This window comes from Xanthomonas sp. DAR 35659 (genome assembly GCF_041242975.1).
GTDB classification, from domain to species: domain Bacteria; phylum Pseudomonadota; class Gammaproteobacteria; order Xanthomonadales; family Xanthomonadaceae; genus Xanthomonas_A; species Xanthomonas_A medicagonis.
In genome coordinates this window covers 3,950,287-3,965,030 of sequence record NZ_CP162488.1, presented here as the reverse complement: position 1 = coordinate 3,965,030, position 14,744 = coordinate 3,950,287, and the positions used below count along the sequence as shown (strand labels likewise).

9 protein-coding genes, 1 pseudogene and 1 riboswitch are annotated in these 14,744 nt (G+C 70.5%); of the genes and pseudogenes, 7 read left to right on the top strand and 3 right to left on the bottom strand.

The window, feature by feature from the left end; genetic code table 11:
- Positions 1-151: 151 nt before the first annotated feature.
- From AB3X07_RS16570 to AB3X07_RS16555, 4 genes and pseudogenes are all read left to right on the top strand, one after another.
- Positions 152-1,132 (top strand): acyl-CoA dehydrogenase, encoded by a 981-nt coding sequence (locus tag AB3X07_RS16570; protein WP_369939751.1) that lies wholly within the window; start codon positions 152-154, stop codon positions 1,130-1,132.
- A pseudogene (locus tag AB3X07_RS16565) lies at positions 1,120-1,781 on the top strand (PIG-L deacetylase family protein). The gene AB3X07_RS16570 and the pseudogene AB3X07_RS16565 overlap by 13 nt, the downstream one beginning before the upstream one ends.
- A complete protein-coding gene (locus AB3X07_RS16560; RefSeq protein WP_369939749.1) occupies positions 1,778-2,374 on the top strand; it encodes a class I SAM-dependent DNA methyltransferase in 597 nt (198 codons plus the stop codon). Before AB3X07_RS16565 ends, AB3X07_RS16560 begins: the two are co-directional and overlap by 4 nt.
- Entirely contained in the window at positions 2,371-3,069 is a 699-nt protein-coding gene (locus AB3X07_RS16555) for a glycosyltransferase (protein WP_369939748.1), read from the top strand. Before AB3X07_RS16560 ends, AB3X07_RS16555 begins: the two co-directional genes overlap by 4 nt.
- Before the next feature lie 1,310 nt (positions 3,070-4,379).
- Here AB3X07_RS16555 and AB3X07_RS16550 read toward each other — a convergent pair.
- Complete coding sequence (locus AB3X07_RS16550) at positions 4,380-6,491, bottom strand: catalase (protein ID WP_369939747.1); 2,112 nt, start codon at positions 6,489-6,491, stop codon at positions 4,380-4,382.
- A 464-nt stretch (positions 6,492-6,955) separates the two neighbouring features.
- Here AB3X07_RS16550 and AB3X07_RS16545 point away from each other — a divergent pair, with 464 nt between their 5' ends.
- Entirely contained in the window at positions 6,956-8,431 is a 1,476-nt protein-coding gene (locus tag AB3X07_RS16545; RefSeq protein WP_369939746.1) for a GGDEF domain-containing protein, read from the top strand.
- A gap of 57 nt (positions 8,432-8,488) precedes the next feature.
- Here AB3X07_RS16545 and AB3X07_RS16540 read toward each other — a convergent pair whose 3' ends face one another.
- Complete coding sequence (locus AB3X07_RS16540; protein WP_369939744.1) at positions 8,489-9,277, bottom strand: class I SAM-dependent methyltransferase; 789 nt, start codon at positions 9,275-9,277, stop codon at positions 8,489-8,491.
- 168 nt (positions 9,278-9,445) lie between these two features.
- Here AB3X07_RS16540 and AB3X07_RS16535 point away from each other — a divergent pair, with 168 nt between their 5' ends.
- Entirely contained in the window at positions 9,446-9,895 is a 450-nt protein-coding gene (locus tag AB3X07_RS16535) for a helix-turn-helix domain-containing protein (protein WP_369939743.1), read from the top strand.
- Positions 9,896-10,125: 230 nt separating this feature from the next.
- Here AB3X07_RS16535 and gcvP read toward each other — a convergent pair whose 3' ends face one another.
- Positions 10,126-12,987 carry an aminomethyl-transferring glycine dehydrogenase gene (gene gcvP, locus AB3X07_RS16530; protein WP_369939742.1) on the bottom strand — a complete coding sequence of 954 codons (2,862 nt, stop codon included), beginning with the start codon at positions 12,985-12,987 and terminating at the stop codon, positions 10,126-10,128.
- A gap of 101 nt (positions 12,988-13,088) precedes the next feature.
- A riboswitch (glycine riboswitch) is annotated at positions 13,089-13,193 on the bottom strand.
- 288 nt (positions 13,194-13,481) lie between these two features.
- Between gcvP and AB3X07_RS16525 the strand changes: the two genes are divergently transcribed.
- The gene (locus AB3X07_RS16525) at positions 13,482-14,732 is read left to right on the top strand and encodes a multidrug effflux MFS transporter (protein WP_369939740.1); all 1,251 of its coding nucleotides are present in this window, start codon (positions 13,482-13,484) and stop codon (positions 14,730-14,732) included.
- Positions 14,733-14,744: the final 12 nt, after the last annotated feature.

Here is a 14,744-nt window from a genome sequence, read left to right as displayed (position 1 = left end):
GAACCCTTCATCCATGTGCACGCCGCCGCGCGGCGTGCACACGTTGCGTGCGCGGCGCCTGCTGTGATCGCGCCTCGCCCCGAACCCGCACCCGACGCACGGCACGCGGCCACCCGCCGGCGCTGTCGCCGTCTTTGCAGAGAGAACGCGCTTGACCGAATTGCTGTCCCCCGCCGCCCTGGGCGACGCCTGCGATCTGCGCAGCGCCGCCTTGCGCGTGCTCGCGCGCTATCCGCACCTGCCGTCGCCCGGTGGCGGCGACACCCTGGACCGCTGGCGGATCCTGGCCGAGATCGCCGCCACCGACGTGTGCCTGGCCAAGGTGCTGGAGGCGCATTACGACGCGCAGGCGATCCTGGCCGAACTCGGCGCCGCGGCGCCGCCGTCCGGGCAGCTATTCGCGGTGTGGGCCGCCGAAGCGCCGGATGCGCGCCTGGCCTACCGCGGCGACGCGCATGGCGGCGAGGTGCACGGCCGCAAGGCCTGGTGTTCCGGTGCCGGCATGGTCGATGGCGCGTTGCTCACCGCGCACGACGAGGACCGCCTGCACCTGGTGCGGGTGCGATTGCGCGATCCCGGCATCGCCATCGATACGCAGGCCTGGGTGGCGGTCGGCATGGCGCGCGTGGTCAGCGGGCCGGTGACCTTCGCCGCGGTGCCGGCGCGCGCGATCGGGGCGCCGGGCGACTATCTGGCGCGCCCGGGGTTCTGGCACGGCGGCGCCGGCATCGCCGCGTGCTGGTTCGGCGCGGCGAGCGCGGTGGCCGAGCGCCTGCGCGCGCATCCCAAGCTGCGGCGCGATGCGCATGCGGCGATGCACCTGGGCGCGATCGACCAGCAGCTCGGCGCAGCGCGCGCGCTGCTGCGCGAACTGGCCGCGGCCATCGATGCCGCCCCCGAACACGATCACCGGCATGCGGTGATCCGTCTGCGCTCGTTCGTGGAACGCGCCGCCAGCGACGTGCTCGATCGCGTCGGCCGCGCGCTGGGGCCGGCGCCGCTGTGCAGCGATCGCGAACACGCCATGCGGTGCGCCGACCTGGCCGTGTTCGTGCGCCAGAGCCACGCCGAACACGATTGGGCGGCCCTGGGCCAGGCGCTGGGCGAGCAGGCGCAGCCATGGCGGCTGTGAGCGCGCCGCGGATCCACGGCGAGGGCACGCCGGAGTCGGCGTGGCGGCATTCGCCGTGGCTGGCGGCCTTGCCGCAACGCCCTGTCGAGGATCTGATCGCCGGCGCACGGCGGCTGGTGGTGGTGTCGCCGCATCCGGACGACGAAGCGCTGGGCTGCGGCGGCGCGGTCGCCTGCGCGCGGCGGCGGGGGATGCCGGTATGCCTGATCGCGGTGACCGACGGCGAAGCCTGCTACCCGGATGACCCGTACTGGACGCCGCCGCGCCTGCGGGCGGTGCGCCGCGCCGAACTGGCCGCGGCCGCACGCTGCCTGGGCGTGGATGCCGATTCGATCGGCCATCTGCACGTCCCCGACGGCGAGGTCGGGCAGCGCGAGGACGTGGTCGCCGAACGCCTGCATGCGCAGTTGCAGGACGGCGACCTGGTGCTGACCACCTGGCGCCACGATGGCCATCCGGATCACGAGGCCAGCGCACGCGCGGTGCGGTCCGCTATGCGTTGAGCGATGCCGACTGGCAGGCCAAGCAGCAGGCGCTGCGCTGCTTCGCCTCGCAACTGGGCACCGCGCATCCGGCGGTGCCGGCGCCGATCCTGCCGCCGCAGGTGCTGCAACGTTTCGCCCGCCGCTTCGAGGTGTTTGTCGCATGAGTTCGGTCCAGGCGTATTTCGGCGCCATCTACCGCGACGACGATCCGTTCGGCTATCGCGAGCGCTGGTACGAGGCGCGCAAGCGCGACCTGTTGCTGGCCAGCCTGCCGCGCGCGCGCTTCGAGCGCGCCTGGGAATTGGGCTGCTCCAATGGCGAATTGACCGCGGCCCTGGCGCCGCGGTGCGCGGCGCTGCTGGCCACCGACCTGTCCGAACGCGCGGTGGCCCTGGCCACCCAGCGCAATGCCGGCGCCGCGCACGTGCAGGTGCGTCAGGCCGAACACCCGCGCAACTGGCCGCCGGGCCGCTTCGACCTGATCGTGTTCAGCGAGGTCGGCTACTACCTGCCGTTGCCGCAACTGCAGGACTGCATCCAGCGCCTGCGCGCGTCGCTGAGCGAACAGGGCGTGCTGGTCGCCTGCCACTGGCTGCATCCGTTCGCGCAGGCGTGCATGGACGGGCGCGCCGTGCACGCCTGCCTGGCGCAGACCCTTTCGTTGCCGCGCCTGTTGCGCTACGAGGATGACGACGTGCTGCTGGAAGCCTGGAGCGCGACGCCGTATTCGGTCGCCGCCGCGGAGCGCCTGCGATGATTGCGGTGCTGATTCCGGCGCACGACGAAGAACTGTTGATCGGCGCCTGTCTGCGCTCGGTGGCGCAGGCGGCGCAATGCGCCAGCCTGTGCGGCGAGGCGGTGCAGGTGTTTGTCGCCCTGGATCGTTGCAGCGACGGCACCGCCGGCATCGTCGCCGCCCATGGCGCGCAGGCCATCGTCCTGGAGGTCGGCAACGTCGGTAGCGCGCGTGCGGCGGCGGCGCAGGCCGCGCTGGCCGCCGGCGCGCGCTGGCTGGCGTGCACCGATGCCGATTCGGTGGTGCCGGCGAACTGGCTGTCGGCGCAGTTGGACTGTGCCAGCGACGCGTTCTGCGGCATCGTCACGGTCGGCGACTGGGACGATTACGGCAACGCCCTGCGCGATGCCTACCGTGCCGGCGAATGCAGCCACGACGATCACTCGCATGTGCATGGCGCCAACCTTGGGCTGAGCGCGGAACTTTACAGGCGTTGCGGAGGCTTCCTGCCTCTGGCCGCGCACGAGGATGTGGCCCTGGTCGAGGCGATGGTGCGCGTTCAGGCGCGAATCGCGCGCCGCGCGCAACCGGTGGTGGTCACCAGCGCGAGGCGCGTGGCGCGGGCGCGCGGCGGTTTCAGCGATTACCTCAAGCAGATGGAGCGCAGCCTGGCCGAATCCCTACTGCCCACGCCGGGCGGCGACGTGCTGGTTTGAGCCTGCCGGGGCGCCTCGATAAGCCCCTCTCCCGTTGGGAGAGGGGTTGGGGTGAGGGTACGGCGCGAAGCGTCTCGCGGAGTTTGGGGGCACTAGGCTGCGCCCGCACCCTCATCCGCCCCTGCGGGGCACCTTCTCCCGATGGGAGAAGGGAGCAGCCGCTAGCCTCTCTCCCGCTGGGAGAGGGGTTGGGGTGAGGGTACGGCGCGAAGCGTCTCGCGGAGTTTGGGTGCACGAGGCTGCGCCCGCACCCTCATCCGCCCCTGCGGGGCACCTTCTCCCGAGGGGAGAAGGGAGCAGCCGCTAGTCCCTCTCCCGTCGGGAGAGGGGTTGGGGTGAGGGTCCGGCGCGAAGCGTCTCGCGGAGTTTGGGTGCACGAGGCTGCGCCCGTACCCTCATCCGCCCCTGCGGGGCACCTTCTCCCGAGGGGAGAAGGGAACAGCCGCTAGCCCCTCTCCCGTTGGGAGAGGGGTTGGGGTGAGGGTCCGGCGCGAAGCGTCTCGCGGAGTTTGGGTGCACGAGGCTGCGCCCGCACCCTCATCCGCCCCTTCGGGGCACCTTCTCCCGATGGGAGAAGGGAGCAGCCGCTAGCCCCTCTCCCGTCGGGAGAGGGGTTGGGGTGAGGGTCCGGCGCGAAGCGTCTCGCCGAGTTTTGGGCGCACGAGGCTTCGCCAGTATTCTCATCCATCGAGCCGCAACCCACGCCCATGTCCGTCTCATGTCGGCGACGGCGCAGGCCGGCACCACGGCCAGGGCAACGCGCATTCAGCCAGGAACGCGGAACCGTACGCGCAGCGAACAGGCCTCGGGATAAGTTTTGTCCCGCCTTTGTTGCGGGACAGCAGCCGGCCCGGGCGTGGATCCGCGTTTGTCAATAGGCGGCAAATGCTTTCTTTTATTTTTCAATCACTTGCTCCATGGCTTCCGCTGCGCCCACGAGCGCGACATTGTCCACAGGGGGTGTGGATGACTTCTGCATAAGGGTGTGGATAAGCCCGTCGCGGCCACGTGCCACAAGACTGTCAAGAGACATGGCGAAAAATTAGACAGGGCGATTTCCGGGGCCCGCGTCCGTCCCGATTCCGGCGGACGGCGACGCCGTGCGTCGGCGCAGGAGAGGGCGGTGTTGGGCGGCCGCCGTGCCCACGACACCGATCGGGCGCCGCAGCGCCGGACCGTCAAGGGCCGGTACAACGCCCTGCCGGAACGCCAGCGCTGCGATCCCGGGTCCGCCGCCCACCGCAAACGAAAACCGCGCCATGCGAAGGCATGGCGCGGTCGGGAGCTAGGCTGGCGCGGGCGGCGCAGGCTCAGGCGAGCATGCGCAGCTTCGGCTCGCGGTCCCATTGGCGGGTCTTGGCCGCCTCGATGAAGCCCTTGCCGTTGCCGGCGTCGATCACCCCGGCGTCCTTGACCACGTTGCCGGCCTTCAGCAGCGGCTGCGCGCCGGCGTCGGCGGCGATCGCCTTCAGGTGGGCGAAGGCGTTGCTGACGAAATCCACCGCCGCCGACTCCTTGCTCAACTGCTTGCCGGCCTCGGCCGACAGCACCACCGCCACCGCATCGAACACGAACGACGGAGTACCGGCCAGCTGACCATCCGCGGCCAGCTTCTTGCCGTCGCTGAGCTTGGCGCCGCCCAGCTTGGGCGCGACGATCTTGACCGTGGCGCCGGCGTCGCGCGCGGCCTTCTGCAAGGCCTTCACCGTCGCCGCGTCGGACCCGTCGTGGACCAGGATGCCGATCGCGCGGCCCTGCAGGGTCGGCTTCATCTTGCCGATCAGTTGCAGTGCCGGCGACGGCGGCAGGTCCTGCGGTGCCACTGCGGCCGGCGGTGCCGGCGGCAATGCGTCCATGCCCAGGCCGTCGGCCACGCGCTGCGCCAGCGCCGGGTCGACATGGCGCAGGTGCCCGACCACCGCCGCACGCACGTGCGCGGTCTCCACCTTGGATAGTTCGAACACGAGCGCCGAGGCCACATGCGCCTGCTCGGGTTTGCTCTGGCTGCGGTAGAACATGCGCGCCTGGCTGTAGTGGTCGGCGAAGCTCTCCGCGCGCACGCGGCCCTTGGCGCCGTTCTCGCTGGGCGTGGCGTGGCTGGGGAAGCCGCGCGCGCTCTCACGCGGGGTGTCGTCCTGCAGCGAACTGGGCTCGTAGGCCACGCGGCCCTTCGGCACGCCCATCTGCATGTGCCCGTCGCGCTGCATGTTGGCGAACGGGCACTTCGGCGCGTTGATCGGGATCTGGTGGAAGTTCGGCCCGCCCAGCCGGCTGAGCTGGGTATCCAGGTAGGAGAACAGGCGGCCCTGCAGCAACGGATCGTTGGAGAAGTCGATGCCGGGCGCGATGTTGGCCGGGCAGTACGCCACCTGCTCGGTCTCGGCGAAGAAGTTGTCCGGCCAGCGGTCCAGCACCATGCGCCCGACGATCTTCAGCGGCACCAGTTCCTCGGGAATCAGCTTGGTCGAATCCAGATGGTCGAACGGGAACGTGTCCGCCTCTTCTTCGGTGAACAACTGCACGCCCAGCTCCCATTCCGGGAAATCGCCTTGCTGGATCGCCTCGAACAGGTCGCGGCGATGGAAATCCGGATCGGCGCCGGCCAGCTTCACCGCTTCGTCCCACACCGTGGATTGCAGGCCGAGCTTGGGCCGCCAGTGGAACTTGACGAAGGTGCTGTTGCCGTCCGCATCGAGCAGGCGGAAGCTGTGGATGCCGAAGCCTTCGATCATGCGCAGCGAGCGCGGAATGGTGCGGTCGCTCATCGCCCACATGATCATGTGCAGCGATTCGGGGGTCAGCGAGACGAAGTCCCAGAACGTGTCGTGCGCGCTGGCCGCCTGCGGGAAGCCGCGGTCCGGCTCCATCTTCACCGCGTGGATCAGGTCCGGGAACTTGATCGCGTCCTGGATGAAGAACACCGGGATGTTGTTGCCGACCAGATCCCAGTTGCCTTCCTTGGTATAGAACTTGACCGCGAAGCCGCGCACGTCGCGCGGCGTGTCCACCGAGCCGGCGCCGCCGGCGACGGTGGAGAAGCGGGTGAACACCGGCGTCTTCACCCCGACCTCGGTGAGGATCTTGGCGGTGGTGTACTTGGCCAGCGACGCGGTCAGTTCGAAGTAGCCGTGCGCGGCGCTGCCGCGCGCGTGCACGATGCGCTCGGGGATGCGCTCGTGGTCGAAGTGGGTGATCTTCTCGCGCAGGATGAAGTCTTCCAGCAACGTCGGCCCGCGCGGCGTGGCGCGCAGCGAGTTCTGGTTGTCGGCGATCGGGATGCCCTGGTTGGTGGTCAGCGGCGGATGGGTGCCGCCGGCGCTCTGATGCAGTTCGTCGCCGCGGCCGCGCCGGTCGGCGACGGTACGGGTGTCGACAGGCGCGCTGGACTTGGGGGAATTGGGCTTGCGTGGCGAGCTGGCCATGAGCGGTGCACTCCGGGGGAGATCAGGCGATGCGGATGCAGCCCAGACGTGTGCGCTGCGGCGAGAGGCGTGAGCCGTTGCCCGATGCTGGTCCGAGGGGCGTGAATGGTCCGTGCACTGCCGGGCGCGCACCCACGCGCGGTTTCGTCGCGCGGCGTGACGCGCGCGCTGCGGCATCGCCATGGCGGATGCGGAGCGAACGGAAGCGGCGTCGTGGGCGCGGTCCCCGTTGGGGGTGTGGCCGACGGTGCGGCATGCCCCCGCCGGCTGTGGCCTGCGCCGCGGTCCGGCCGCCGGCACGGTCGGCAATCCCGGTAAGCTGACCGCTACAGGATCGCGCTCCGGAGCCGATAGCGCGTTGTGCGCCGATCCGTCGACTCGCCTGCGTGAGAGGGGGAGGGGCTTCCATCGGGAGCGGCCGCATGGCGGCACGCCCCTGGACCATCGTGTGCCGCGGAGAGCGAATGTTGCTGCCCATCGTCGTCATTGGCCTGATGCTGGCGCATGCCCTGGTCGCGCATGGTGGCGGCTCCGGCACGCCCGCGGCGCAGTGGTGCGGGCTGGCGGTGCAGGCCGTCTCGGTGCTGGCGGTGCTGCACCGGCACCGCCATGCGGCGGCGGTGGACCGGTTGCCGTGGCGGCTGCTGGGATGGATGGTCGCGATGCAGATGCTGTGGACCGCCTGCAACCTGCTGGCGCTGCTGGTGCCGCAGCACGGCCCGGTGCTGCAGCAACTGGGCGTGATGTTTTCCGGCTCGTCGATGATCCCGGCGCTGTTCCTCATCGCGCGCTCGTTCAACCGGCCGCAGTCGCGGCTGATCGAGGCGCTGGACGCTCTGCTGGCGTTGGTCGGGGCCGGACTGCTGTACCTGCTGATCCATCTTGCGCTGTCGGCGGGCGACGGCTTCTCCGAACCCGATGTCAGCCTGATCGTCCATCACGCCGACGCGATCGACCTGTTGCTCGCCTCGATGGCCACGCTGCGTCTGTTCGGCGCCGGCGGCTGCAGCCGCCGGCACTTCTACCTGAGCGCCAGTGCCTACCTGTGGGCCAACGGCGCGGTGGTGGCGGTCTACAACCGCATCGAACTGGCCGGGCTGCCGTGGTGGGGCGGGCTGCTGATCGACCTGCCCAGCGTCGCGCTGGTGCTGGCGGCGGCGCTGCCGCGCGGGCCCTGGTTGCGCCGCGCGCGGCCGACCATGCGCGGTGCCGAACTGATCGCCGCGTTCGCGCCGATCGTGTTCGCGCTGGCGGTGCTGCTGTTGGCGATCAGCGTGTCGCGGGTCAGCTTCTTATGGGGCATGGTCGCGGCCACGCTGGCGATGATGGTGTACGGCGTGCATGTGGCGTTCCTGCACAGCGCGCACCTGGAGATCCAGCGCATCAGCCGTTCTAGCACGCGTCGCCTGCAGCAGCAGGTGGCGCGCGATCCGCTGACCGGCATCGCCAACCGGGTCGGTCTGGCGGCGCGCCTGCGTGACCTCGACAGCGGTACCGACTGCTCGTTGCTGATGATCGACATCGACTTCTTCAAGCAGTTCAACGACAGCCATGGTCATGTGGTCGGCGACGCCTGCCTGGTCGAGGTCGCCACCGCGCTGGCCGAGGCGGTGCCGGCGTCCACGGCCACGGTGGCGCGCTACGGCGGCGAGGAGTTCGCGGTGGTGCTGCCGGAGACGGCGGCCGACGCCGCCCACGCGATCGCGCGTGGGCTGCTGGCGGCGGTCGCGCACCGCCGGATCCCGCATCCCGCCAGCCCGCTGGGAGTGGTCACGGTCAGCATCGGCATCGCCACCCGGCCGGCCACCGCCGACGCGGCGCTCGAGCTGCTGCAGCAGGCCGACGCCGCGCTGTACCGTGCCAAGCGCAACGGCCGCAATGACTGCGTGCATGCGCGGGATGCGGCGGCGGACGCTGCGGGCATCGCCGCGCCGGGCTGAGGCGTGGCGGTCGGCCAGCACGGCATGGCCGATCGGTTCTTCCGCGGCAGGGGGCGGCTACGTCGGAACACGACCTGTCACCGCATTGGCGCGGGCGCCGCAGGTGAGAGGGCCGGAGGCTGTCGCTCGCAGGCGCGTCCGTAGCCGTGCCTTCAGAACCGCCAGGTCCCGAGCCGCCATCGTCGCGAGCGTCGGTCCGACGCTTGGCGCCCCCAGGGCCGTCGCCCAGAAGTCGTCGAAGCTGGCGAACGCGCGGCGCACGTCGATCGCCCGTGTGTGGATCGCGTCCAGGCCAGCGCCAGCCCACAACGCCCGCATGACCTCGATGCGCGACGCATCGGGGCTTGGCGGTGTCGGAACCGCGATGCCAAGCCGGCGGATTTCCACCAGCAGCGGTTCATAGGGAAAGCCGCCGCCCGGCATGTCCCAGGCGTACGCGGCAACGGACCCGCCAGGGCGCACCACGCGTTCCATCTCGGCAACGCCTCTGGCCGGGTCGGGGACGAAGAACACCACCAAGGGCATGACGGCGGCATCGAACGTGTTGTCGGGGTAAGGCAACGCCATCGCATCGGCCTGGTGGAACCGCGCGTCGCCCAGCCCCGGCCGCATGCGCGCGTAGGCAAGCTGCTCCTCGGAGGGGTCCACGCCCTGCACCAGGGCCGGGCGACAGCGTTCGACAAGCATTTCGGTGAAGGCGCCATTGCCGCAGCCGACGTCCAGCCAACGTTGGTCCGGCTCCGGTGCGAGCCAGTCGAGGAAGGTGCGGCCGGCGAGCCGGCTCCACGTTCCCATGTATCGCTCATACGCCGCCCCATCGTGAAACTGGATGTGATCGGTCTTCATGTCGGACTCCCGATGATGCGATCGCCGCGCCGCAACGAAACAGGCCTTCTGCGAAACCCGGCGGTTCCGGGTCCGTCCGCGTCATGCCCGTTCCCTGGGCGATTGCTCCAATGGCGCGGTGATGGCATGGTAGAAGTTGAAGTCAACTTCAAGTCAAGGGGGCGGGCGATGGACATTGCCGACGTCGCCAAGCGCACCGGCGTGCCCGCCTCCACGCTGCGGTTCTATGAGAAGAAGGGGCTGATCCCGGCAAGCCGCGCGGCGGGTGGCCGGCGGCACTTCGCGCCGGACGTGCTCGACCAATTGGCGCTGATCGCGCTGGGGCAGGCCGGTGGGCTGTCGCTGGACGACATCCGCGCCATGCTCAGTCCCGGGGGCGCGCTGCAGGTGGACAGGGCGTTGCTGTCGGCGAAGGCCGACGCCATCGACGCGACCATCAAACGGCTGCGCACGATGAGCAAGGGGCTGCGCCATGCCGCGGCATGTCCCGCCGTCCAGCATACGCAGTGCCCGACCTTCCAGCGGTTGCTGCAGGCCGCTGCCGCAGGCCGCCTGACGCCGGGCGCGGCGTCCCCGCTGGCCCCCAGCCGCCAGACCAGGCGCCTCCCGCCGCGCTGACGGCCATCCGGGTCCGGCGCGTTCGCCGCGTCGGAGCGGCGTTGGCGAATCGCGTCGGGTTCCGGACGGTGACGGCGTAGGGGTGGGTGGATGCGCGCGAGCCTTCGAGACGCGTTGCGGATCGCGCAGTTGCCGGGTCCAGCGAAGCACTCGGCGGGCTGCCTCGCACAACAAAACACCGGCCGCGACGTGCGCGGCCGGGTTCGGTGGTCGCGGCGCAGCGATGGGCGTTACGCCACCACGTCGTCCTTGTACGCATCCACCGGGATGCACGCGCACATCACGTGCTTGTCGCCGTACACGTTGTCCACGCGCGCCACCGGCGGCCAGTACTTGGCCTGTTTGAGCGTGGGCAGCGGGAACCCGGCCAGCTCGCGCGGATAGGCATGCGTCCACTCGCTGGCGGTGACCTGCGCGGCGGTATGCGGCGCGTGCTTGAGCGGATTGTCCTCGGGGTCCAGGCGGCCGTCCTCGATCGCGGCGATCTCCTCGCGGATCTGGATCATCGCGTCGATGAAGCGGTCCAGCTCGTGCAGCGATTCGCTCTCGGTCGGCTCCACCATCAGCGTGCCGGCGACCGGGAAGCTCAGCGTCGGCGCGTGGAAGCCGAAGTCGATCAGGCGCTTGGCGATGTCTTCGGCGCCGATGCCGGTGACCTTCTCCAGCGGGCGCACGTCGAGGATGCATTCGTGCGCGACCAGGCCGTTGCGACCGGTGTACAGCGTCTTGTAGTGCGGGGCCAGGCGCTTGGCGATGTAGTTGGCGTTGAGCAGCGCCACCTGGGTCGCCTTGCGCAGCCCGGCGTTGCCCATCATGGTGATGTACATCCAACTGATCGGCAGGATCGAGGCCGAGCCGAAGCTCGCCGCCGAGACCATGCCGACATCGCCTTCGCCGCCGAGCGTGCGCGGCAGGTACGGCGCCAGGTGCGCCTTCACCGCGCACGGGCCCACGCCCGGGCCGCCGCCGCCGTGCGGGATGCAGAAGGTCTTGTGCAGGTTCAGGTGCGACACGTCCGAGCCCCACTTGCCGGGCTTGGCCAGGCCGACCAGTGCGTTCATGTTGGCGCCGTCGGTGTAGACCTGGCCGCCGTGCGCGTGCACCGCCTCGCAGATCGCCACCACGTCCTCCTCGAACACGCCGTGGGTGGACGGGTAGGTGATCATCAGCGCGGCCAGGCGCTCGGAGTACTTCTCGGCCTGGGCGCGGATGTCGTCGACGTCGACATTGCCGTTGGCGTCGCACTTGGTGACCACGACCTTCATGCCGCACATCTGCGCCGAGGCCGGGTTGGTGCCGTGCGCGGATTCGGGGATCAGGCAGATGTCGCGATGGCCTTCGCCGCGTGCGCGGTGGTAGGCGCGGATCGCCAGCAGGCCGGCGTACTCGCCCTGCGCGCCGGAGTTGGGTTGCAGGCTGACCGCGTCGTAGCCGGTGCACTCCACCAGCATCGCTTCCAGTTCGTCGATCAGCTGCTTGTAGCCCACGCTCTGCTCGGCCGGAGCCAGCGGATGGATCGCGCCGAACTGCGGCCAGGTCACCGGGATCATCTCGGCGGTGGCGTTGAGCTTCATGGTGCAGCTGCCCAGCGGGATCATGGTGCGATCCATCGCCAGGTCCTTGTCGGCCAGCGCGCGCATGTAGCGCAGCAGTTCGTGCTCGCTGTGGTGGGTGTTGAACACCGGGTGCTGCAGGAACGCGCTGTGGCGCAGCAGCTGCGGCGGCAGCGCGTCGGCGGTGGCGGCGTCGAGCGCGTCCACGTCCGCCTGCGCGCCGAACAGCGCGGCCAGCGCGACCACGTCGGCGCGGGTGGCGGTCTCGTCCAGGCTGATGCCCAGCGCGGTGCTGTCGATCGCGCGCAGGTTGATGCCGGCCGCGCGCGCCTTGGCGTGGATGGCCTCGGCGTCGACGCCGGTGACGTGCAGGGTGTCGAAGAAGCGCTCGCCGACGGCGACGCCGGCGCCGCGCAGCGCCGCGGCCAGGATCGCGGCCAGGCGATGCGTGCGGCGGGCGATGCGGGTCAGGCCATCGGGACCGTGGTACACCGCGTACATCGAGGCCATCACCGCCAGCAGCACCTGCGCGGTGCAGATGTTGGAGGTGGCCTTCTCGCGACGGATGTGCTGCTCGCGGGTCTGCAGGGTGAGGCGGTAGGCGGGGTTGCCGGCGGCGTCGATCGACACGCCGATCAGGCGGCCCGGCATCGAACGCTTGTAGGCGTCGCGGCAGGCCATGAACGCGGCGTGCGGGCCGCCGAAGCCGAACGGCACGCCGAAGCGCTGCGAGTTGCCGACCACGATGTCCGCGCCCCATTCGCCGGGCGCGGCGATCAGGGTCAGCGCGAGCAGGTCGGTGGCGACCGCGACCAGGCCGCCTTGCGCGTGCACCGCGTCGGCCAGCGCCTTGTGGTCACCAATGTGGCCGAAGCTGTCCGGATACTGCAGCAGCACGCCGAAGCACTCGGCCTGCAGCGCTTCTTCCGGCGTGCCCACGCGCAGCACGATGCCCAGCGGCTCGGCGCGGGTGCTCAGCAGTTCCAGGGTCTGCGGATGCACCGCGTCGTGCACGAAGAAGGTGTCGGACCTGGACTTGGCCGAGCGCTTGGCCAGGGTCATCGCCTCGGCCGCGGCGGTGGCTTCGTCCAGCAGCGAGGCGTTGGCGATCTCCATGCCGGTCAGGTCCGCGCACATGGTCTGGAAGTTGATCAGCGCTTCCATGCGGCCCTGCGAGATCTCCGCCTGGTACGGGGTATAGGCGGTGTACCAGGCCGGGTTCTCGAGGATGTTGCGCAGGATCACCTTGGGCGTGTGGGTGCCGTAGTAGCCCTGGCCGATGAAGCTGCGCAGCACCGTGTTCCTGTCGGCGATGGCGCGGATCTTGGCCAGCGCTTCCTCTTCGGTGACCGCCTCGGGCAGCGCCAGCGGCTGCGGCGACTTGATCTTGCCCGGCACGATGGCGTCGGTCATCGCCTCCAGCGAGTCGTGGCCGACGGTGTGCAGCATGTGCGCGATCTCGGCGTCGTTCGGGCCGATGTGGCGCTCGACGAAGGCCGAGTGGTGTTCGAGGTCGCGCAGCGAGGGGGTATGAGACATGGCGGTCGTCCGGCAGAGGAGGGCACGAAGGGCGGAGGACGCACGGATGCCGCCGTCGGCCGCACACGCGGACACGACCGACGGGAAGCCACAGGTCTTCCCATTGCCCCTCTGTCCTTTTGCCTGAGAGTTTGGAAGCGGCGGCTGGCGCTGCGCTTCGTGCCCCTTCGGCGCCGGGTTGGACCGGTCTCTCCAGAGTCTTGGTGCGGGTGGTATCGGGCCTGAGCGATTACGGGCGTTTGCGCCTTCGGCAGCGGGTCGCCCCGCTTCTCCCACCATGCTGCGCGGCGATTATAGCGTGGCCGGCGCTGCCCACGGCGGGCCGTTCGCGCCCACGCCAGCCTGAATGGGCAAGCCGCGGCGGATGCGCGCGCGTGGCCGCAGCGCGTATCATGGCCGCACTCCCTTCTCGCGCGCCCGTCCACGCCGGACGGCGTCGTCGCGTGTGCGCCCATGCTGCGGCCGCCGCGGCCGGCTTTCAGGATGATGTCCCCATGACGCTCCCGTCCGTGTCCACGCGCCGCATGGCCCTGTTGCTGGCCGGGCTGGCGATGTTCGGCCCGTTCTCCATCGACACCATTTTCCCGGCCTTCCCGCAGCTGGCGCAGCGCCTGGATGCCGATCCGGTGGCGATCCAGCAGACGGTGAGCGTGTACCTGCTGGCCTACGCGCTGATGGGCCTGGCGCATGGGCCGTTGTCCGACGCGCTGGGGCGCCGGCGGGTGATCGTCGCCGGGCTGGTGGTGTTCATCCTGGCCTCGGCCGGCTGCGCGCTGTCGCGCGATCTGCCGACGCTGCTGACGTTCCGCGCGCTGCAGGGCGTCTCCGCGGGGGTCGGCATGATCGTGGGCCGCGCGGTGATCCGCGACCTGTTCCATGGCGACGACGCGCAGCGGCTGATGAGCCAGGTATCGATGATCTTCGGCATCGCCCCGGCGATCGCGCCGGTCATCGGCGGCTGGATCCTGGGCAGCGGCCGCGGCTGGCCGTTGATCTTCTGGTTCCTGGTCGGCTTCTCCTCGCTGCTGCTGGTGGCGACCCTGCGCTGGATGCCGGAGACGCACCCGCCGCAGGCGCGCACGCCGCTGGCGCCGCGCACCCTGCTGCGCGACTACATCGGCATCGCGCTCAATCCGCGTTTCCAGCGCCTGGCCGCGGCGGGCGCGTTCAACTTCGGCGGCGTGTTCCTGTACATCGCCTCGGCGCCGGTGTTCATGATCGAGTTGCTGGGCAAGACCGAGCGCGACTTCGCCTGGCTGTTCCTGCCCACCATCGGCGGCATGACCCTGGGCGCGTTCCTGTCCGGGCGCATGGCCGGGCGGCTCGGGCCGATGCGCCAGGTGCGCTTCGGCTTCGTCTGCTGCGGCCTGTCGATGGCCGGCAACATCGCCTACAGCGCGCTGGCGCCGGCCATCGCGCTGCCGTGGGCGGTGCTGCCGATCTTCTTTGCCGGCCTGGGCACCGCGCTGATCTTCCCGATCCTGGCGCTGGCGGTGCTGGACATGTATCCGCGCCAGCGCGGGCTGGCCTCGTCGCTGCAGGCCTTCACCCAGTTGATGGTCACCGTGCTGGTGGCCGGGGTGCTGTCGCCGCTGCTCAGCGGTCACGCCCTGCACCTGGCACTGGGCTCGGGCGCGTTCTTCCTGCTCGGCTGGGGGTTCTGGCGCTGGGAGCGGCGCAGCGGCAAGCGCCTGCCGCGGCCGGATGCGCAGGTGCCGCGGCTGGAACCGGCCGACCCGCTGTGAGCATCGCCGCGG

Bases quoted from the DNA above. Each gene is read 5' to 3' on its own strand.
- AB3X07_RS16525 (WP_369939740.1), top strand. From the start codon at position 13,482: ATGACGCTCCCGTCCGTGTCCACGCGCCGCATGGCCCTGTTGCTGGCC.
- AB3X07_RS16560 (WP_369939749.1), top strand. From the start codon at position 1,778: ATGAGTTCGGTCCAGGCGTATTTCGGCGCCATCTACCGCGACGACGAT.
- AB3X07_RS16540 (WP_369939744.1), bottom strand. From the start codon at position 9,277: ATGAAGACCGATCACATCCAGTTTCACGATGGGGCGGCGTATGAGCGA.
- AB3X07_RS16555 (WP_369939748.1), top strand. From the start codon at position 2,371: ATGATTGCGGTGCTGATTCCGGCGCACGACGAAGAACTGTTGATCGGC.
- gcvP (WP_369939742.1), bottom strand. From the start codon at position 12,987: ATGTCTCATACCCCCTCGCTGCGCGACCTCGAACACCACTCGGCCTTC.
- AB3X07_RS16545 (WP_369939746.1), top strand. From the start codon at position 6,956: ATGTTGCTGCCCATCGTCGTCATTGGCCTGATGCTGGCGCATGCCCTG.
- AB3X07_RS16550 (WP_369939747.1), bottom strand. From the start codon at position 6,491: ATGGCCAGCTCGCCACGCAAGCCCAATTCCCCCAAGTCCAGCGCGCCT.
- AB3X07_RS16535 (WP_369939743.1), top strand. From the start codon at position 9,446: ATGGACATTGCCGACGTCGCCAAGCGCACCGGCGTGCCCGCCTCCACG.